Below are 17,871 nucleotides of genomic sequence, written 5' to 3' on the forward strand. Positions count from 1 at the left end.
AACGGCTGGCGTCGGCCGGCGCCGGGTGGACCCGGGGTACTCCCCCGGGGGCAGGCCCGCACGAACTCGCCGGCACCGGCAGCGACCTGGCCACGGTGCTCGACCGGATACCGACCGGCCGGCTGGTCGTCCTCGGGGAACCCGGATCCGGCAAGACCGTGCTGCTCCTGCGCCTGGTACTGGACCTGCTCGCCCGCCGAGACGCAGGCGGACCCGTCCCGCTGCTGGTCCCGGTGGCCTCCTGGAACCCCGACCAGGACGGCCTGTACGACTGGCTGGAAACCCAGATGATCCGAGAACATCCCTGGCTGGCCAGCACCTCAGCGACCGGCGTCAGCCGCGCCCACGCCCTGCTGACCGCCGGGCTGGTCCTACCCGTCCTCGACGGACTCGACGAGATCCGCTCCGGTGGCCGGGGCCGCGCCCTGGTCGCCATCAACGAAACCCTGCGCCATGACACCGGCCTGGTACTCAGCTGCCGGGCCACGGCGTTTCGCCACGCCGTCCGCCCCGGCCCGCTGCGCCAGCCCGTCCACCTAGAAGGTGCCGCCGGTATCCGGCTCACCCCCCTGGATCCGGCCGCCATCGCCACCTATCTCACCGAAACCGCCGGCGCGGACGGGCCGAGCCGCTGGGCGCCGGTCCGCGCCGCGCTGGCCACCAGCCCTACCCCACCGGTGGCCCGGGCGTTGTGCACCCCGCTGATGGCCAGCCTCGCCCGCACCATCTACAACCCCCGGCAAGCCAGCTCGACGCTCGGCCTGCCCGACCCCGCCGAGTTGTGCGACACCGCCGCATTCCCCACCCGCGCCGCCGTTGAGGAACATCTGTTCGATGGTCTCATCGCCGCAGTGTACCGGCCCCGCTCCACGGGCACGAACCGGTGGACCGCCGCCCAGGCCACCCCCTATCTGATCTTTCTGGCCCGCCATCTCGAACATCGTCTCCGCACCACCAGCCTTGCCTGGTGGGAACTCCCCCGCGCCCTACCACGCGCTGTGATGCCCCTCGCGGTCGGGCTCACGGTCGGGCTGGTGGCCGGGCTCGCGTTCGGGCTCGCGTTCGGGCCTGCGGCCGGGCTCGCGGACGGGCTCGGAGCCGGGCTCGGGGCCGGACTCGCAATCAGGCTGGAGGACGGGCTCGGAGCTGGACTCACCATCAGGCTCACGGTCGGGCTCATGGCCGGGCTCATGGCCGGGCTTGTGTTCGGGCTCGCGGGCGGGCTCGTGGTCGGGCTCGTGGCCGGGCTCGCGGGCGGGCTTGTGTTCGGGCTCGCGTTCGGGCTCGTGGTCGGGCTCGGCAGTTCTTCCCCACGCCACATCATCCTGCGATGGCCGCGGCTCTCCGATCTCGCGACCGGGCTCACGACCGGACTCACGGTCGGACTCGTGGGCGGGCTCGCGTTCGGGTTCGCGGCCGGGCTCGTGGGTGGGCTCACAGTCGGGCTCGCGGCCGGGCTCGCGGCTGGGGTCGCGACCGGGCTTGGGTTCGGGCTCGCGGTCGGGCTCGCGGCCGGGCTCGGAATGGATACCACTGTGGACACGCAACGGGCAGCCGGCCCCGGGGCCGTGCTAATTCACGATCGCGCCAGTGGGCTCATAGGCGGGCTCGTGGGCGGGCTTGTGGTCGGGCTCGTGGGCGGGCTCGCGTTCGGGCTCGCGGCCGGGCTTATGGACGGGGCCGCGGCCGGGGCCGCGGTGGGGGCCGCGGCCGGGCTTGCGGCCGGGGCCGCGGTCGGGCTTGCGGCCGGGGCCGCGGTCGGGCTTGTGGGCGGGCTCGCCTCGGTATGGGGACGTCTGGGCATCGCCCGTCTCTGGCTGGCCTGCCGGGGCCACCAGCCTCTCCGCCTGATGGCCTTCCTCGCCGACGCCCACGACCGGGGAATCCTCCGGCAGGCCGGTGCGGTGTGGGAATTCCGGCACGCCAACCTGCAACGCCGCCTTGCCAGCCACCATCACCATCGGGCGTGAGTTGACGCCAACGATGTGCGCTGCGCACGCCAGCTCCCGACGGCACGCCGCCGGCCGGTACATCCGCGGGAATGAGCCGGGCCTGAATCTCCGACCTGTTCGACGGCGGCTGCCAGCACCTCGGCGCCCGGCCCACACCCGTCGCTCCAGGTCACCATCGCCCGGTGCGTCGCCAGGCTGACCGTCGCCCAGGCTCCGGCCCGCCGGTTCGACGCCTTCTCGACCCGGCGGGCGCAGGCTGCACAGGTCATCCCGGGACGGCACGCTCAACCAGCGCGGTGCTGGTGACAGCCGCGCCGGCTGTCACGCCCGCGGGTGGAGCGGCAGGCGTGGCCGGCATTCTGCTCACGATCCGACAATCGCTCCGATCGTGTAGCCTGCATCGACGATCGCCGCTTCGATGGCACGCGCATCCACCGCCGCGGAGTGGTCCACGCGGACCGAGGTGGACGCGACGTCGACGGACACTGCGCTGACGCCCGGCACTTGGCCGACGGCCGTTTCGATCGCGGCCTTGCAGTGGTCACAGCTGATGTCGGGTACTTGCACCGTCAGCGCCGTCATTGATGCTCCTACCGCGTCGCGGGCCTCGCCGTCGAAGCCCTTTCGACGAAGGGTAGTAGAAGCGTCGGCGGGAGTCCTCGCGCGGCGCGGCCGGTCCGTCGGCCATCAGCCGTCAGCCGCGCGTCACCGGCCTGTCCCGCAGCGGAGCGACGGTCATCCCACCAGGGCTGCGAGTTCCGCGTCGACCAGCGCGCTGATCCGGCCCGACCGAGCCTCGTCGACGATCACCCGCAGTTGGTCGACGCTCATCTGGATGCGCTGGCCGAAGTCGTCAGTGAGCACGATCCGCTGTTCCGCGGGCGCCTCGTGGTCGACGAAAAGCTCCGGGCAGCCGCAGCTGCACTTGCCGCAGAAGGTCAGGATGTGGCGAGGCGTTCCGGATACACTCATGACAGCTCCAGTGGATAAAAGGCGACAGATTGTTTCCCAGTCTAAGATCCGGCCCGGTGGCTGTCCGGCTTTTTGTTGATGCTTCGCTTCCGGCCCCCGGCCCGCCCGCCCCTGGCGCTGCGACGGCGCCCGGTAAACCCGGTCGGAGCCGTGGACGTATCGGTGGCCGCGGTCGCCGAGCGGCTTGGGACAGCACAGGTGGCGACGCTCGACCGACGACACTTCTCACGATCGTGCGCCCCACGCACGTCCCAACGTATTCAAGATTTTTCCGTAAGAGCGTGTTTGAGATCGGGCTTTCGATCAGTGAGCCGGAATGACGATCTCAAACGCGCTCTCAACGTTAGCGTATCCGGTGGGGCTCCGGAACTCCGATTGAGGGTGTTGATTTGTATGTTTGTCTGGCAGCTTGAATTGCCACGGCGCTATGCGAACCCCGCCTGGCCGTGGATACCGTTGTAGCTGCTGAGCCATCCCGTGCTCAGGTGGTCGCCCCGCCAAGAAAACACGCTGACCCCGCGTTCCAGGGCCGGTGCGTGGGCCTCGCGTGCATAGCCGGCGGAACCCTTGGCCGCACCGGAACCGTTGGCGCTACCGGGGCCAGACTCTCCGGTACCCGGATAGGACATCCACTGCCCGGCCGGCGACCCGACGGCGATGTGCTGATCACCCGCCCAGACCACCGCCGCTGTCCCGTTCGGCGTGGTGACCTTCACGCGGTCGTCGGCCTCGGTGACGAGGCTGTCGGTCGCCCGGTCACGCAGCAACGCCACGTATTCCTGGGCATCCAGCTGGCATTGGGCCGGGGCACGGCCCACCGGCCAGTCCGGGGCTGTCACACCGTGTTCGCGGGCGGCTGTGAACAGCAGTGGCACGATGCGCTCCGCTCGCAGCGGGGTCGCCATCTGCTCGCACATCCACAGTAGCCGGCCCGCGCCACGGGTGGGCGCGAGTTGCCGCCAACGGATGCGCCGGCCGAGATCCCCCGCGATGACGGCAACCCACGGCGCGACAGTGGCCAGCTCACCCTGCGCCGCCAGCCAGGCGAAATAACGCGGCATCTCGCTGAGAATCGGCAGCAGGACCGAGGACGGCAGCCCGGCGATTCTCCGCGCCGGCCGGCTGAACGCCCGCGGGCTGTTCGCGACCAGCGCGATCGCGACCTGCGCCAGATCGCCCGGCGCCGCGGCGGTTGACGGAACGAGACCGAGCGCACCTCCTGGGGCGTCAACCAGCTCCAGATATCCCCGGGCGCGCAGTAGCCGTGCCACCCGGGGACGCAGATCGTCCGTCACCGGGGCCTCGGCGAACTGCGGGACACTGACGCTGATCGCCAGCCCGAGCAGCCGCTCGGCGTCCTCGGGGTCGTGGGGCCGCCGGTCGGCCTCCGCGAGCAGGCTCCGCAGTCGCATGCCGATCTTGACCGGAACCATGAACCGGGTCGTCAGGGTGCCCAGCTCGGTGACCCTGAGCACCGTGCCGACATCCGGCTCGGCGACCAGTGCGAGGTACCCACCCTCCACCAGCAGGTCGACGGCATCCCGCACCGGCGTGAGCCCTTCGGCACCCTGATGATAAGCGAGCGTGCTCAGCCACCAGTTCTCCGCGTCGGTGAGGGTGTGGACGCGCCGCTGAGCCGTCTCCGCCAGTAGATGATCGGCAAGACTGTCCGCGATGTGGGAGCGGACCGCGTACCCCTCGACGAGCCGGTTCTGCCAGGTCGCCCGCTCCGTCTCGTCGACGACCAGGTAGGACCATCCCTCGGTCTCCCCGGCACCGACCCGGCCGGCCCGGCCGAACATCTGCTGCACCGTCGCCACGTCGATCCTGTCCAGACCGATGCGGGTGTCCCGGACGACGACCGCCCGCGCGGGCAGGTTCACCCCGGCCGCCACCGTCGTCGTCGCGACGAGGACATCCAGAGCGCGGTCACGGAAGGCGCGTTCCGCCTCACGGCGGTACTCCCAGTCCTTGTAGTGCAGGCCCACCCCGGCCGCGGTACACACCTGGTGAACGCGGGAGCCGTCATCCGGGTCGATGCCGCGGATGTCCGCGCCCCGGTCGGCCGCAATCATGAGCGCGGTCACGCGAACGTTGCGCCGGCTTCCACAGAACACCAGCACACTGCCACCGTCATCGGTGACCATACGCGTCAACGCCGTGGCCGCCCGCAGCCTGTTGGCGTTGTCGGTCCTACGGTCGGCGGTGGCCGGGATCATCGGCAGCTGCCAGGTCAACCGGGACGGGCGCCACGTGGTCGTCACGACGCGAGCGCCGAGCCACCCGGCGACCTCGTCGACATTTGCGACCGTCGCTGACAGCCCGACGATCCGCACCGGTGATCCCGCACCACGCATCCGGGCCAGCAACGCCTCCAACAGCGGCCCCCGCCCGGCACTGCCCAACAGATGGATCTCGTCGACGACCAGGCAGCCCACCTCACCCAGCGCGACACGCAGCGACGTCGCCCGGCACACCGACTCGAACTTCTCCGTCGTCGACACCCACAGATCGGCCTCGCGGGCCCGCTCCACGTCGACCACGTGCTCACCGGAAAGACGCTCCACCCGCAGCCCCTGCGCACGCCAGGTGGCAAGCTCGCGGTCAAGCTCATCGGTCAGTGACCGCTGCGGCACCAACCAGGCCGCTTTGCGCCCCTCACCGAGGATGGCCTTAAGCGCGGCAAGCATGCCGATCGCGGTCTTGCCCGACCCGGTCGGCGCGGCGACGAGAAGGTGGGTGTTGTCGCGCAGCACGTGCGGCGCGCCCTCCGCCTGTGCCGGGTTCAGCCCGGGATGGGGCAGGTAGGGCAGCCATTCCGCAGGCACGATCGTCCCAGCGTCGACGGGGCTCCAGGCCGGGAGGAACGGCTCGCCATGGTTGTCCCAGGCCAGCTCGAACGCGTCCCGGGCCGCCTCCGCGGCCAATCCAACAACGCCCGCCGTCCGCAGCTTCGCGGTGCTCGTGGCCGGGAGAAAACCGGGTACCGCGTGTAGCGCAGCCAGCGCACCATCCGGCCCGACTGTGCTGACCGTCTCCGCCTCGACCCAGTGACGCACCCGTCGATGCGGCACCCCAGCGGCGCTCATCAGCGCACACAGCGCGTCGAAGTCCGCCGCCAGCGGGACCAGCACGCGCACGTCCACCCCGGCCGGCTGGGACGGGACGTCAGCCCACGGATCTGCGATCTTGCACCAGTGCAGGAGCCTGCGTTCAGTCACCGGTTGCGGTGTTCCGGGATCAGGCACGGAGACAGCAGTGGGCCCCGGTCGCGGCCCGCCCGCCGCAAAGTAACCTGGCGCGAGTCGCGGATCGAGCCGCCCCGCGGCGAGCTTCCAGGCATCCTCAGCGTGAACGACACCCATGCTCATCCCGCCGGGGAGCTGGCCGTCATCGTCGGCGCAGGACCGCGGCGATGCTGCCCTGCGCCGCCGGGGAGCGCTCCGCCGACGCCGCAGCCCACCGAAGGTCCGTACACCCAGATCCGCCAAGGTAAACGTTGCCGCGCAATGCGGGCACACCAGAGCGACGTAGCGTTGCGGCCGTCCGCCGCTCATATCCGATTTTCGGAGGCAGTGTAGCGTGCGGTCGCATCGCGGGCAGCCGCGGGGCGCAACATCGTCGTAGGACCAGCCCGGCTGGCCGAACCGCTCGTGCGCCAGCTGCGGCGAGATCCCCCACCGGGCCTCCGCGATATCCATGACGCTTGTGCGCCCGTCCGTCTCCGCACCGTCGGTGTGAGCGGAGCCCGAGCCATCAGGGCCTGGCCCAGGCCGGTAATGTGAGCCACTGTCTCCGCCGTCACCAGCGCCGTCACCACCGATGATCAATTCATGGCTGCCGGCCACTCTATCTCTCCGATCACGATCGCCATGATGAGCCGGCCAGATATTCGTTGCATGGGCTCCATCCATTGGCTGGTTGCCTTGTCGGCTGGTAATCGTGCGCACGCGCCGGGTCAACCGCCCGTCCGTGCCACGGACGGGCCCATCAGCCACAGAACGTTCCGGTGCGGACGACTTTTTCGTCGAGCAGCCAGCCGAAGCCGCCGGCTCCTGCGCCGATCTGGGAGATGTAGCCGTAGAGCCAGCTGCCGTCGTTGCTGCGCACGTTGACGTGCGCCCCGGGTTCGACGTCGCCGATGGGGGTGCCGGCGCGGGTGGATCGCGCGCGGGCGTGTTCGGTCACGGTGTACTGGGGATAGCACTGGGCCGATGGCCCGCCGGCGGGCGCGGCCGGAGCGGGTGCGCCCGCCGGGGGTGTGGCCGCCTGGGTCGCGGCGGTGCGGTGGGGGGCTGGGCTGCCCTGTGTCGGCGTGGCTGCGGTGGAGGCTTCCGATGAGTGGCTGCCGGTGCTGGTCGGATAGTCGTTCGGTGTGCAGGGGTTGCCGATATCCCCGGCGAGAATCCAGCCCCAGGTGTTCGCGTCGGGTGCCCAGCCGAACACCCATGGTCCGCGATGACCGCAGCGGTGGCTCCAGTGGAAGGTCGCGCCGGAGCGCAGGTTGCCGATGACGTAACCGTTCGGCCCACTTCGCACGGTTGCGGCCGTGGTGAGATGACGGGTGCCGGCGATCGTTCCGGCGACAGGCCGGAAGTGCACGGTGTCCCAGCCACCGCTGTGGGCGTGGCCGGACAGTATCCTTTGTATCCAGTGCGGCAGCAGCGCTGGTCAGAGCCTACAGACAAGCGTCAGGCACCGACCGGCGCTGCTCAGTCGCTGGCCTTCATCGGGAGGCGGCGAGCGCGGATCCGGGTATCACTGATCACAACAAGTGCGCCTTCGGTCAGGTCGTCCATGACTTGGCCGAGGTTGGCCAGGACGACGGAGGCGAGGGATTCGGCCCTCTTGTCGATACGGCGAAGAAGGATGGCGCTGGGCGCCATCGCGGGGCTGTTGGCCAGAAGTTCCCGAAGTCAGTATCAGCGGATATGAGAATCCAATTCTCGCGATCTGCCAGTGCCATGATCCGTTCGTCGCTCTGGCCGCCCAAGCCGAGTTCGTAGACATGTGAGCAGTCATGACCTGCGGCGCGAAGCAGCCCGGCCATGCGCGCGGAGAGGCACTCATCAAGCGGGAATCTCACGCGGTGAGCCAGACCGGAAGCTCCCGCTCGTCAACAACTCGTGCCGCATACTCCAGACACGCTTGCACGTCATCCGGGACAAGCTGCGGGTACTCGGCCACGATCCCATCCGTGGTAAGCCCGTTCGCCACGAGACCAACGACAGTAGCCACCGGCACACGGGTGCCGGCGACGCAGGGCACACCACCCATGATCTGATGGTTAACGGCGATCCGCCCAAGGTCCATGCACGTACCCTCGGCCGCACCGGTACGGCGCGTCAAACACGCCTGATCCGCGCCGTCAGCCACGACCCTCGTCCTTGCGGGTACCCGACACTCGTCCAGGGCTGCGACCTGGGACTTTTCGCGGGTATGGGATCCCGGTCTATGCCATGGCACGGTTGGCGGCTGGGCCCGGAACTGCGGGCAGCGCTCGCCGCATGAGCGGCTATGGACATGCAGACGGCGAGGCAAGAACGGCGGTGCGAAGGTCGATATGGACGGTCGAGCGGTGTTCTGGCGCCCTCAGCCGATTGGGCGGTCTCCAGCGGTCAGGAGCCTGCCCGATCGCGATCAAGCGTACCGAGCCCCCTGTTCCCAGCACGGTTGGACGGTGCACTGACCGCCAGAGACCCACCATCCGGAGGTTGAACGGCGAACTCAATCTTGGACGAACTGGAGCCCGACAGCTCTTTCCAGCGTCTGCCCGGCCGCATGCAGCGACGTCTGCCAGGTGAAGTCGCCCACCACTCCGTCCGGCGACAGCCCGGCATTGCTCTGAAACGCCTCGACGGCGGCCCTGGTACGAGGACCGAAGTTACCGTCTACCGGCCCCGGCGAGAAGCCGCCGTTTTCCAGTATCTGTTGCAGACGGCTGACGACCTCGCCTGTCGAGCCCTCTTTCAGCAGCGGCATCGGACCACCGTTCGGCAGCGCCGCCCACGTCGTCGGGCCCACAATCCCGTCGACCGGAAGTTGGTTGGCCTTCTGAAAGTCCCGTACGGCGGCGTCGGTCCTCGGTCCGAATATGCCGTCCGGCAGGAGCCGCTCTCCGGGCTCGGAACGGTTGACCGCCCGCTGCGCCCTTGTGACGGCAGGTCCACTCGCGCCCAGGCGAATCGTGGGTTGTCCCGGGTTTGCCATAGGAACACCTCCTGGATCACCGGGTGACGTACTGTCATGGTTGCCGGCGACCACAGCTTCATGGTGACCCCAAGTGCAGGATTCTTGCCCATGCGTGTCTTAAGGCTGACAGCAGGCGTCCACGGGCATCCGACTTTCACGCGGCGATGCCCCTCATGCCGGGCGACTTGGACGAGGAAATCCAGCGCCGTGGCATGTTCCCACCGGCAGTGGCCGGGCGTGTCGCCAGTCAGGTCGCCGAGGCCCTGAATGCGGCACATACGCGCGGTGTTGTTCATCGGGACGTCAAGCCGGCAAACGTGCTGCTTTACCATCAGAGTGACGACCAGCTGTATGCCTATCTGGCCGATTTCGGGTTAGCCCGACACACCGACGCGGCCAGGCTCACCACAGCCGGAGCCATGGTCGGAACGCCGCCGTACATGTCCCCGGAACAGCTCCGCGGCGAGCCGGCGACGGCGGCGAGCGACATCTACGCCGCTGGCCTGCTGCTACACGAGATGATGGCCGGATACCCGCGCTGCCGCGGGGAGGAATGCCGACGGACACCAACCGATCCGGTGGCAGCCCGCCTCCACGCCATCGTCAAGCGGGCATGCGAGCTCGAGCCCGAGGCCCGCCACCCCAGCGCGGAGGCGTTCGGCCAAGATATCGCCGCTGCGCTGACCGGCGCGCCGGTCACAGCGAGCCACCTCCAGCCGCTGCACCACGTCGGCCATGGCGCGGCGAGAACCCAACTCTCGCCCGACGTCGCCAGCAGCGGACACGGCATGGATCCGGCTCCCAGCCTCGACATCGCGGGCGGACCGATCTGGACCGCCCGATCCGAGTTCTCGCTGCCGGATCCCGGACCGACCGAGCATGGCCACGCCGGTACGCATACCCTGCCCGGAGAAGACACCGTTCCCAAAGCGGGCGGTGCGGCGCGGGATTCAGGCGCGGGGACCTCCCCAGCCGGACAGAGGCGACCAGTATTGTTGTTCGCGCTCATCGCCTGCGTCGCCCTGGCGGTCGCTGTCGCGCTGACCGCGGTTACCCCGATACTCATGGGCCGAACGGACGCGGCATCGCCGGCCACGACGCCATCTCACACGACGCTGGTGACACCATCCCCGCACTCATCGACCGGCGCCTTCCCGAGCGGCCTGGACCAAAGCACAACCTCGTCCCCGGCACCAACAGCGCTGACCACCGCGCGGATTCCCGGGACGCCCGTGCCGCTGGCACAGAACGCACCGACTGGCACCGTTCGGCCACCGGATGCCCCGGTAGCACCGCAATCCGCATCCCTCAGCCCGCAACCCGCCCCCACCACAGCGGCCGGGACGGTGCAGCGCCGGTATGTCTGCGCCGAGGACGCGACATTGCACAGCTCGTTTGGCCATGACACGCCGATCATAGGCACACTGCGGGGAGGCGAAGAATTCGATACGGACGGTTTACTGGCGAACAACGGAGCATGGGTGCACGGGTACGCCCCGTCGTTGAATCTGAGTGGATGGATGCTCACCCAGTACGTCAAAATGACATGCCCGGCCGCCTGACGAGCAGGTAGTCCCGGCTACGCGTCTACTGACTCCCCACCTGGCGGACCATCGGTAGCGCCACACAGAAGGCGGGAACCATAGCTGTTCGCGTTCGTAAAGATTCGGAAGCGAACACCCTGAGGTTTCAATCCGACTCGGAAAGTTCCTGCTCTGCGACAGTACCACCGATCCTGGGGGGTCTGAGCTGCGGGTTTACAAGATCCTTCCAGAACCTCCCGACGAGGGCTGTGGATAAACTGATCCAAAAGATTGATCGTTTACATTTGTGCAGGTCACAGCGTTATCGATCTTTGCCAGAACCTCCCCGTTTTGTCGGCGTGTCAGAGGTTCTGGATGTCGATCACGATGCGGCCGCTTGACAGCCGCGCTCATCGGCACCTCGGAGCCTCGCCGGGCATGCATCGCCGTCACCTCGCCATCCTCCTCGCCCGCCGGATGCTGATAAGCGCAGGCACGGCCCCTGGGGTGACAGGCGATGACGCACCCACCACGACTCCGGATCGACGAGCATGGAGTCGCTGTCCCCGTCTGGCCTGCCGGGCCGACCTGAACGGGATCACACACCCCCGGTCCCGGCCAGCCATCGGGCTGCCCTTGACGCGATGAGCGTAGGGCACGGCGTCGCTGGGATAGCGTGTGCGCTGATCTCGAATGGGATGCGTGAATTGGATGCGTGAGGAGGCGGAGTGGCGACGGCGGTCAGTGCGCGGCTCACGCCCTTCCTGCACCGCGCGCGTATCCAGGGCTTCCGGTCGATCGTGGATACCGAGATCAGGTTCGGTCCGCTGACTGTGCTGCTGGGCCTGAACGGCGCAGGGAAGAGCAACGTGATCGATGCGTTGCGGTTCGTGCAGGACGTGGTGAGGACTTCGCCCGCGCAGGCAATAGAGGATCGGCAAGGCCTGTCCACGGTCCTGCACCGAGGCTCATGGCCGGCGGGCCGGGTGCGGATCGAGCTGGAGCTTGGCATCTCCCCGCGTCCCGGCCAGGCACGAGGTGACGCCCTGTTCCTACCGCTGGAACCCATGACAGCGATCTATGGATTCGAGCTCCGGCTCGATGAGGCCACCGACCTGGGGACGCACATCGAGCGCGAGTGGTGCCAGTTCACCGGCGCCGAGGCTGCGGGCGGCTTCGCTGCCGAGGAGGGCCGGGTCGTCACCGGTCCGGCGCAGCTGATGGGTCCGGTCGCGGACCCGACGACGCTGGTCCTGCCGACAGCCGCGCGCCTTCCGCCGCTCGCAATGGTCTACTCGGCGTTGCGGGGTATGGCGTTCCATGCGCTGAGCCCCTCGACAATGCGCCTCGTCGGGCAGCGGAGTAAGCGCTCTGTGCTTGGGCCGTCGGGCGAACAGCTCCCCCAAGTACTTGATGCGCTCGCGACCCAATTTCCTCATGCACGACGCAGGATCGACGACTACCTCGCGGCGATTCTGCCCGGCGCACTCGGCATCGAGACGTTCGCCCTCGACGAGTTCCACACCGTTCGGCTGCGGATGGCGGAGCCCTCGGCTGACGGCGGCGTCGAGGTGTTCCCCGCCCAGTCGATGTCCGACGGCACACTCGCGGCTACCGGCCTACTCGCCTCGCTGTTCCAGACCGGCACCTGGATGGGCACGATCCCCCTGGTCGTCGTGGAGGATCCGGAGCTCGGCCTTCATGCCGGTGCTGTCGGTGCGCTGTTCAGCGCATTGGCCGAGGCCTCCGAGCATGTCCAGGTCGTCGTCGCGACCCAGAGCGCCGACCTTCTCGACCAGAAGAACTTCCCCCTCGACGCAGCGCGGATCGTTGAGCTGCGAAACGGTACGACGGTTGTCACCGAGGTGGATGACCGCATCCGCGAGATCGTTCGACGTGACCTTGGGACACTCGGCGAACTCCAGCGGTCAAACCAGCTCACCCCTTGGCCCGAGCCGCCGGACACGGCGTGGTGAACCAAGCCGTGGAACCGGCTCCGATCATCGCGCTCGTCGTCGAAGGCACGGGTGAGATCAGCGCCGTGCCGCTGCTGCTTCGCCGACTCGCGCACGACATGTTCGGCTGTTGGTCAGCCCGCTTCCTCAGACCCAGCCGGTATGGCCGTGGTCAGCTGACCACCACCGGAGGAATCGAGAGGATCATCGAGCGGACCGTCGTGCTCAACCCCGATGCGACAGGCGTCCTGGTGATGCTGGACGCCGATGACGACTGCCCAGCGGCCTTGGCACCTCGCCTCCTCGACCGCGCACGCCGGGCGCGTCCGGACCGGCGTCTCAGCGTCGTCCTGCGGACGCCACGCGGGCCGCATCCGACGGTCGGCCAGTGCCGGGCGAGGTTCCCGACGCAGGTCGACGATCACCTGGCTGCGGAGACAAGACCCGCCAGCGCGATCGTTTCATTACGCACAGGCTAAGAATATGCACCAGCAACGACCGACGCCCAATTTCGGCGGAGGCCCTGCGCGGACGGCTGCGGGTCGGCGCGTATGGCCCGCAGTATGGTCAGCCATCTGCGCAGCGATACCACCCATCAGAGGTTGCGAAATCTCTGGGCGGTGCAGAGGGCGACTGGAGATGGGCGGGTTCACGGCACCGCAGCGCGAGCTGGCCGATTTCCTTCGCCTCGACGACGACCTCCTTGCGGTCGCGGCCAAGGCAAGCAGCCCACCGCTCGGCGAAGCCACAGACAGTCCCGCACGCTTGGCAGCCTGGATCGCAAAGCTGTCCACCGCGCGGAAGGACCGGCTGCTACAGCGTGTGGTCAACGACGACGCCGTCGCCGTGCGGATGGATGCGCCTCTGCTGGCGGGCTCCGCGTGTCGAGGCGTGACCGGTAAGCCGGACACGCCGGTGACGTCAGCGTCCCATCGGATCGTCGAGACGTTCCGCCAGCTGGCGGGTGTGCCGGGCGATGCGGTCGATCGAACGCGTTCGTACCTCCTCGGCCTCGGACGTACCGACCTCTGTGAGCGCGTCGGAGAACGCGTCCGGGAAGCGCCCAGCCATCTCCCTGGCGCTCTGGCGGTACTGCTCGGCAGGGATGCCGAGGACGGCCGCCGCGCGGTCCCAGTGCTTGCCGAGCACCTGTCCGAACTTCCGCCGGCCGCCGATCCCGACCGCGACCTCGCGCAGGCCCTGGTCGGCGTCGTAGAGGAGGCTGGTGGCGAGGTCGTAGAGCGGAGCGATCTTGATCTCGTTGGGGAGCAGCAGGAGAGACACGTTTTTCGCGTGGCCATCGGGCGCGCCGGTGACGTAGTTGATGGCGGCGAAGTCGCCGAGCGCGGCCAAACCGGCGGCGGCGTGGCCGCGTGAGTTCTGCTCGACGATCCGGGCGAGGTCGGTGAGTCCGGGACCGCCGTGCGCTTCGTACTTCTTCGACGGGAGCCGTCCGCTGGCGGAGCAGAAGTCCTCCTGATGGAGGCGCAGAACGGCACCGTCGTCGAGGATGACGCGGTCGTAGCGCTCGATGACGATCGCCGGCTCGCCGTCGCCGAAACGGATGAACTCGGTGTGGGCGACGTCGAGCCCGAGCGCGCTGGCCGCGCGCATCGTGGCGTGCTCGACGAGGGACTGGTGGTGGAGGCGCCCGATACCGGGCTTGATGATGTGGGTTGTCGCCGCGGAGCCATGCGCCTCGTGCCAGCCAGTGGGCAGCTTCGCGAGCGCGAACTTCGACTGCTGGCCGGGCAGCGACCAGTGTTCGTGGGGCAGGCTCCAGGAGGCCGCGTCCCCGGTGCGCAGTGCACGGAGCCGCTGCGCTATGTCCTGGTCACTGACAGGCCGCGTTTCCTGGGCGCGGGAGAGCATCTCGTCGACCGCGTCGGGTTCGCAGAACTGCACCGCACCGGGGCAGTCCCAGCCCATCTGGGCGAGGATTGCCAGCGTGTCGTCGGGCTCGACGCCCAGCGCGGCCCCCCAACGCTGCCGCGTCCGGGGGTCTTCAGGCAGCACGCCCTCGAGGTAGGCGCGGACGCTCCTACCTCGGTAGGTCGTTCCGCTCAGTGGCATCCGCACGCCCAGCGGAGTACTGGGCCTGGTCGCGAGGTAGGCCGGCTCGTAGGTGAACTCAGGCTCGGCGGTGGAGCTGCGCTGTGCGACCCGGCCAACCGCGACGCCGTAGAGGACCACCAGCAAGCTGCGTGCCGCCATCAGCGCCTCGCCCGTGTCGCGAGGGCGGCAAGGACCGCGGCCTCGGCCTCGGTGACCGTACGTTCGGCCAGGTCCAGGCTCAGGCCCAGGGCGCTGAGCACCCGGAAGAGGGGCTCGACGCTCGCTGTCGGATGGCCGGTCTCGAAGCGGGTCAGCCAGGCGCGGGAGACCCCTGCCTGGGCGGCAAGATCCTCCTGTGACAGGCCTCGCCTCTTGCGGGCCTCGCGTACCTCCGCGCCGAGCTGACGGGCGTTGGTGATGTTGGCCATGGCGGCATCCTGTCGACGCTCATAGGCGGTCCGATTTGCCTTCGTTCGTAGACAATACAGGTTGCCTTCGTTCGTAGGCAATTCACGATGTCCACGAACGTGGACGGGTAACGCTGACGGTCACTTGCGTCCCGCGTCGATGAGCAGGTGTCAACAACATCGGGAACGGTCTAGGCTGGGTGTAGAGCCAGGACCGGGACACGTCGGCGTGACGGGCGACGGCGTCGAAGGTCACCGGGGTGCCGGTGGCGCCGAGATGGCGCAGCGCGGTGAGGGCTTGTCAGCGGGTCCGTTCGGCGCGACGGCGGGCGGTGGCGAGGTGCCCTTGGCCCCCAGTGTTGTACCGTATTTGGTACAACACTGGCCTGGTGGTGGATCGGGAGACGGCATGGTAGCGGCGATCAGTGCCAGCGAGGCGCGTAAGACCCTGTTTCCGCTGATCGAGCAGGTCAATGCCGATCACACCCCCGTCGAGATCGTCTCGAAGCGTGGGAATGCTGTCCTCGTGAGCAAGGAGGACTGGGACTCGATCGTCGAGACCAACTACCTGTTGCGCACTCCTGTCAACGCCAGGCGGCTGATGGAGAGCGTAGAACAGTGGCACTCGGGTGAAGCTGTCGAGCGGCCGCTGAGTCCTGACGAGTGAAGCTGACCTGGACCGACCATGCCTGGGATGACTACCTTTACTGGCAGAACCAGGATCGCAAGACGCTCAAGCGGATCAACGCGTTGATCGCAGACATCAAACGCGATCCCGAGGGGCCGGGGATCGGTAAGCCCGAGCTGTTGCGCAACAACCTGGCCGGGCTACGGTCGCGCCGGATCGACGACGAACATCGATTGGTCTACGCAATTGAGCCCAGCCAGATCACCATCATCTCCTGTCGCTACCACTACCAGTAGCCGTCGTGGCCGCGGAGCTGAATGGCAGGCCTCGTGAGACCTTGGGCTGGCGCAAGCCGGTAGAAGTGTTCAACGATCTACTGGAAAGGCATGTGTCGCCTTGACCGCTTGATTCCGCCCGGCTGTGGGTCCGGGGATCGCATGTTCGTGACCATAACGGGTGATCCGAACCAGCGGGTGAGCGCGTCGTCCAGCCCAAGACTGGTGCCATCGCCTACCCAGGCGGCGTGGCCGTCGGGGCGGATCAGCACCGCGCTGGGTGCGGTGACCGTTCCGAGCACGGGAAGCTCCCACGCACCGTCGTAGGTTGCGTCGGTGAGCCGCACCCGATCGGCCCACGGTGTGATGTCGATGCTGCCGCGGTCGCCGAAGTTGATCAATGTCGGCCTGCCGGCATGGAGCAGCGCGTAGGTCCGCAGCGGCCCGGTCGCGGTGATGAGGTCGAAGTCGGGCATGCGGCGTCCGAGCAGCGGGTGGTCATCGCCGAGGTCGTATCGCACGTCGAGGCCGTGGATGAGCGCGGCGACGCGTACGCGCGCAGCATTGATGGTGAGCAGGTCAGCGGTGATGTCGCGCAGCGCGCATACCCGTTCGTCCTGCCGCTGTGTGGCACTCTGCGCCATCGTGTGCCGCAGCGCGCAGGCGTCTGCGGGGTGCCGCTCGGTGTGGTACGTGTCGAGCAGCGAGTCGGGTGACACGCCTTTGACCACCTGAGCGAGCTTCCATCCGAGGTTCACCGCGTCCTGGACTCCGAGGCCGATGCCCTGCCCCCCGGCGGGCGAGTGGATATGCGCGGCGTCGCCCGCGAGCAGCACACGCCGGTCGCGGTACGCCGCGGCTTGCCGGGTCGCGTCGGTGAAGCGCGAGAGCCAGGTCGGGTTGTGGACGCCGAAATCGGTGTGGTAGACGTGGGTGAGCGCCGCGCGGAGGTCGTCGAGCGTGGGTTTGGTGGCGGGGCCGACGCGCTCCTCGGTCACCATGACCCGTACCGGCCCTTCGTCGGCGTAGACCACCTCGCCGTCGCGGATCTCGTAGTCCACCCTGCCCAGGCCATGGACGCCGACAGCATCGAGACGAGTGCCCCATTCCGGTTCCTCGCTCAGCCGCACCTCGGCGATCAGGTGGCTGCGCGTCGCGTCCCAGCCCTCGAACGCGATGCCGGCCGCCCGGCGGATCACACTGCGTCCCCCGTCCGCGCCGACGAGGTAGGCGGCGCGGATCGTCTCGCCGGAGGCGAGGCGGACCTCGACGCAGCCCTCGTCCTGCACGAACCCGATGACCTCACGACCGCGATGGATGAGCACGCCGAGTTCGTCCAGCCAGCCGGCCATGATCCGCTCAATGTGGTTCTGCCACAGCCCCAGTCCGTACGGATGCCGGGTGGGGAAATCGCTGATGTCCAGCACCATGGCGCCGAACCGCGCTGTCTGCGCGACCTGTCCCTCGTCCAGAAAGCGGCCGGCGATGCCACGCTGGTCGAGGATCTCGATCGTGCGGGAGTGGAACCCGCCCGCACGCGAGCCGGCGAGCTCTGGCGTCGGGCGCCGCTCGACAATCGCAACGTCTACACCCGCCAGCGCCAGTTCCCCGGCCAGCATCATCCCCGTCGGCCCACCGCCGACGATTACCACCGCGTACTCCCGCACGTCGCTACCCCTCGCCTGTCGTTCTGACAATGGGGAGCGATTCTGCGGCACCACCGGGGCCTTGCCGCAAGACCCCCGATGCGCTATAGCTTGAAAGTGGCGGGGGAGCCTGACCTGCCTACCTTGAAGGCCGCCTCGCCGACAGCTCGTGGCTGGAGCCGTATGGCCCGCCTGATACCAACATCGACGGCCGCAGCGTCCCGCCGGCCACTGAGCCCGTCAAACCGGCCCCACGGGCAGCCGAC

17 protein-coding genes and 1 pseudogene are annotated in these 17,871 nt (G+C 68.6%); 6 read left to right on the forward strand and 12 right to left on the reverse strand.

Annotated elements, in window-relative coordinates:
- Nucleotides 1–1,970, forward strand: a 1,970-nt coding sequence (locus MJ777_RS10375; protein WP_239375550.1) for an NACHT domain-containing protein, incomplete at its 5' end; no start/stop codon positions are given.
- Here the strand turns inward: MJ777_RS10375 and MJ777_RS23065 are convergent.
- The 9 genes and pseudogenes from MJ777_RS23065 to MJ777_RS10410 all read right to left on the reverse strand — a co-directional run bounded on the left by MJ777_RS23065 (nucleotide 1,955) and on the right by MJ777_RS10410 (nucleotide 9,134).
- Nucleotides 1,955–2,221 carry a heavy-metal-associated domain-containing protein gene (locus tag MJ777_RS23065; RefSeq protein ID WP_370651751.1) on the reverse strand — a complete coding sequence of 89 codons (267 nt, stop codon included), beginning with the start codon at nucleotides 2,219–2,221 and terminating at the stop codon, nucleotides 1,955–1,957. The two genes, MJ777_RS10375 and MJ777_RS23065, sit on opposite strands and share 16 nt — an antisense overlap.
- A gap of 94 nt (nucleotides 2,222–2,315) precedes the next feature.
- Nucleotides 2,316–2,534, reverse strand: a complete 219-nt coding sequence (locus MJ777_RS10380) for a heavy-metal-associated domain-containing protein (RefSeq protein WP_239375552.1) — start codon at nucleotides 2,532–2,534, stop codon at nucleotides 2,316–2,318.
- A 153-nt stretch (nucleotides 2,535–2,687) separates the two neighbouring features.
- The gene (locus MJ777_RS10385; RefSeq protein WP_239313070.1) at nucleotides 2,688–2,924 is read right to left on the reverse strand and encodes a hypothetical protein; all 237 of its coding nucleotides are present in this window, start codon (nucleotides 2,922–2,924) and stop codon (nucleotides 2,688–2,690) included.
- A gap of 425 nt (nucleotides 2,925–3,349) precedes the next feature.
- Nucleotides 3,350–6,295 (reverse strand): DEAD/DEAH box helicase, encoded by a 2,946-nt coding sequence (locus tag MJ777_RS10390; protein WP_370652695.1) that lies wholly within the window; start codon nucleotides 6,293–6,295, stop codon nucleotides 3,350–3,352.
- Nucleotides 6,296–6,914: 619 nt separating this feature from the next.
- Nucleotides 6,915–7,526, reverse strand: coding sequence for a hypothetical protein (locus tag MJ777_RS10395; protein ID WP_239375563.1), 612 nt, complete (start codon nucleotides 7,524–7,526; stop codon nucleotides 6,915–6,917).
- A gap of 110 nt (nucleotides 7,527–7,636) precedes the next feature.
- On the reverse strand, nucleotides 7,637–7,810 hold the full coding sequence (locus MJ777_RS10400) for a hypothetical protein (protein WP_239375565.1): 174 nt from the start codon (nucleotides 7,808–7,810) through the stop codon (nucleotides 7,637–7,639).
- A 29-nt stretch (nucleotides 7,811–7,839) separates the two neighbouring features.
- Nucleotides 7,840–8,010, reverse strand: a pseudogene (locus tag MJ777_RS23070) (DUF5615 family PIN-like protein); the annotation flags it as partial.
- Complete coding sequence (locus MJ777_RS10405) at nucleotides 8,007–8,237, reverse strand: DUF433 domain-containing protein (RefSeq protein WP_239375567.1); 231 nt, start codon at nucleotides 8,235–8,237, stop codon at nucleotides 8,007–8,009. The gene MJ777_RS10405 and the pseudogene MJ777_RS23070, both read right to left, overlap by 4 nt.
- 414 nt (nucleotides 8,238–8,651) lie before the next feature.
- Nucleotides 8,652–9,134: a peptidoglycan-binding protein gene (locus tag MJ777_RS10410; RefSeq protein ID WP_239332345.1), complete on the reverse strand. Its 483-nt coding sequence runs from the start codon at nucleotides 9,132–9,134 to the stop codon at nucleotides 8,652–8,654.
- A gap of 146 nt (nucleotides 9,135–9,280) precedes the next feature.
- On the opposite strand from MJ777_RS10410, the gene MJ777_RS10415 reads away from it, so the two are divergent.
- The 3 genes from MJ777_RS10415 to MJ777_RS10425 all read left to right on the forward strand — a co-directional run bounded on the left by MJ777_RS10415 (nucleotide 9,281) and on the right by MJ777_RS10425 (nucleotide 13,073).
- Nucleotides 9,281–10,678 carry a serine/threonine protein kinase gene (locus MJ777_RS10415; RefSeq protein ID WP_255724033.1) on the forward strand — a complete coding sequence of 466 codons (1,398 nt, stop codon included), beginning with the start codon at nucleotides 9,281–9,283 and terminating at the stop codon, nucleotides 10,676–10,678.
- Nucleotides 10,679–11,367: 689 nt separating this feature from the next.
- Nucleotides 11,368–12,615, forward strand: a complete 1,248-nt coding sequence (locus MJ777_RS10420) for an AAA family ATPase (RefSeq protein ID WP_239375571.1) — start codon at nucleotides 11,368–11,370, stop codon at nucleotides 12,613–12,615.
- Nucleotides 12,609–13,073, forward strand: coding sequence for a hypothetical protein (locus MJ777_RS10425; protein WP_239375573.1), 465 nt, complete (start codon nucleotides 12,609–12,611; stop codon nucleotides 13,071–13,073). The genes MJ777_RS10420 and MJ777_RS10425 overlap by 7 nt, the downstream gene beginning before the upstream one ends.
- 442 nt (nucleotides 13,074–13,515) lie before the next feature.
- Here MJ777_RS10425 and MJ777_RS10430 read toward each other — a convergent pair whose 3' ends face one another.
- On the reverse strand, nucleotides 13,516–14,808 hold the full coding sequence (locus MJ777_RS10430; RefSeq protein ID WP_239375575.1) for a type II toxin-antitoxin system HipA family toxin: 1,293 nt from the start codon (nucleotides 14,806–14,808) through the stop codon (nucleotides 13,516–13,518).
- Nucleotides 14,808–15,077 (reverse strand): helix-turn-helix domain-containing protein, encoded by a 270-nt coding sequence (locus MJ777_RS10435; RefSeq protein WP_239309881.1) that lies wholly within the window; start codon nucleotides 15,075–15,077, stop codon nucleotides 14,808–14,810. Before MJ777_RS10435 ends, MJ777_RS10430 begins: the two co-directional genes overlap by 1 nt.
- Before the next feature lie 388 nt (nucleotides 15,078–15,465).
- Between MJ777_RS10435 and MJ777_RS23075 the strand changes: the two genes are divergently transcribed.
- Both MJ777_RS23075 and MJ777_RS10445 read left to right on the forward strand, forming a co-directional pair.
- Nucleotides 15,466–15,723: a type II toxin-antitoxin system Phd/YefM family antitoxin gene (locus tag MJ777_RS23075; RefSeq protein ID WP_239309882.1), complete on the forward strand. Its 258-nt coding sequence runs from the start codon at nucleotides 15,466–15,468 to the stop codon at nucleotides 15,721–15,723.
- Nucleotides 15,720–15,980, forward strand: a complete 261-nt coding sequence (locus MJ777_RS10445; RefSeq protein ID WP_239309883.1) for a Txe/YoeB family addiction module toxin — start codon at nucleotides 15,720–15,722, stop codon at nucleotides 15,978–15,980. The genes MJ777_RS23075 and MJ777_RS10445 overlap by 4 nt, the downstream gene beginning before the upstream one ends.
- A 77-nt stretch (nucleotides 15,981–16,057) precedes the next feature.
- Here the strand turns inward: MJ777_RS10445 and MJ777_RS10450 are convergent, their stop codons facing one another.
- Nucleotides 16,058–17,626 carry an FAD-dependent monooxygenase gene (locus tag MJ777_RS10450; protein ID WP_239375577.1) on the reverse strand — a complete coding sequence of 523 codons (1,569 nt, stop codon included), beginning with the start codon at nucleotides 17,624–17,626 and terminating at the stop codon, nucleotides 16,058–16,060.
- Nucleotides 17,627–17,871: the final 245 nt, after the last annotated feature.

Source organism: Protofrankia sp. Cj5, from assembly GCF_917627405.1.
GTDB lineage: Bacteria > Actinomycetota > Actinomycetes > Frankiales > Frankiaceae > Protofrankia.

Excerpts from the sequence above, each read along its gene's own strand:
- MJ777_RS10435 (WP_239309881.1), bottom strand. The coding sequence starts at position 15,077 with ATGGCCAACATCACCAACGCCCGTCAGCTCGGCGCGGAGGTACGCGAG.
- MJ777_RS10430 (WP_239375575.1), bottom strand. The coding sequence starts at position 14,808 with ATGGCGGCACGCAGCTTGCTGGTGGTCCTCTACGGCGTCGCGGTTGGC.
- MJ777_RS10410 (WP_239332345.1), bottom strand. The coding sequence starts at position 9,134 with ATGGCAAACCCGGGACAACCCACGATTCGCCTGGGCGCGAGTGGACCT.
- MJ777_RS10385 (WP_239313070.1), bottom strand. The coding sequence starts at position 2,924 with ATGAGTGTATCCGGAACGCCTCGCCACATCCTGACCTTCTGCGGCAAG.
- MJ777_RS23065 (WP_370651751.1), bottom strand. The coding sequence starts at position 2,221 with ATGACCTGTGCAGCCTGCGCCCGCCGGGTCGAGAAGGCGTCGAACCGG.
- MJ777_RS10380 (WP_239375552.1), bottom strand. The coding sequence starts at position 2,534 with ATGACGGCGCTGACGGTGCAAGTACCCGACATCAGCTGTGACCACTGC.
- MJ777_RS10415 (WP_255724033.1), top strand. The coding sequence starts at position 9,281 with ATGCCCCTCATGCCGGGCGACTTGGACGAGGAAATCCAGCGCCGTGGC.
- MJ777_RS10400 (WP_239375565.1), bottom strand. The coding sequence starts at position 7,810 with ATGGCGCCCAGCGCCATCCTTCTTCGCCGTATCGACAAGAGGGCCGAA.
- MJ777_RS23075 (WP_239309882.1), top strand. The coding sequence starts at position 15,466 with ATGGTAGCGGCGATCAGTGCCAGCGAGGCGCGTAAGACCCTGTTTCCG.
- MJ777_RS10390 (WP_370652695.1), bottom strand. The coding sequence starts at position 6,295 with ATGAGCATGGGTGTCGTTCACGCTGAGGATGCCTGGAAGCTCGCCGCG.
- MJ777_RS10405 (WP_239375567.1), bottom strand. The coding sequence starts at position 8,237 with ATGGACCTTGGGCGGATCGCCGTTAACCATCAGATCATGGGTGGTGTG.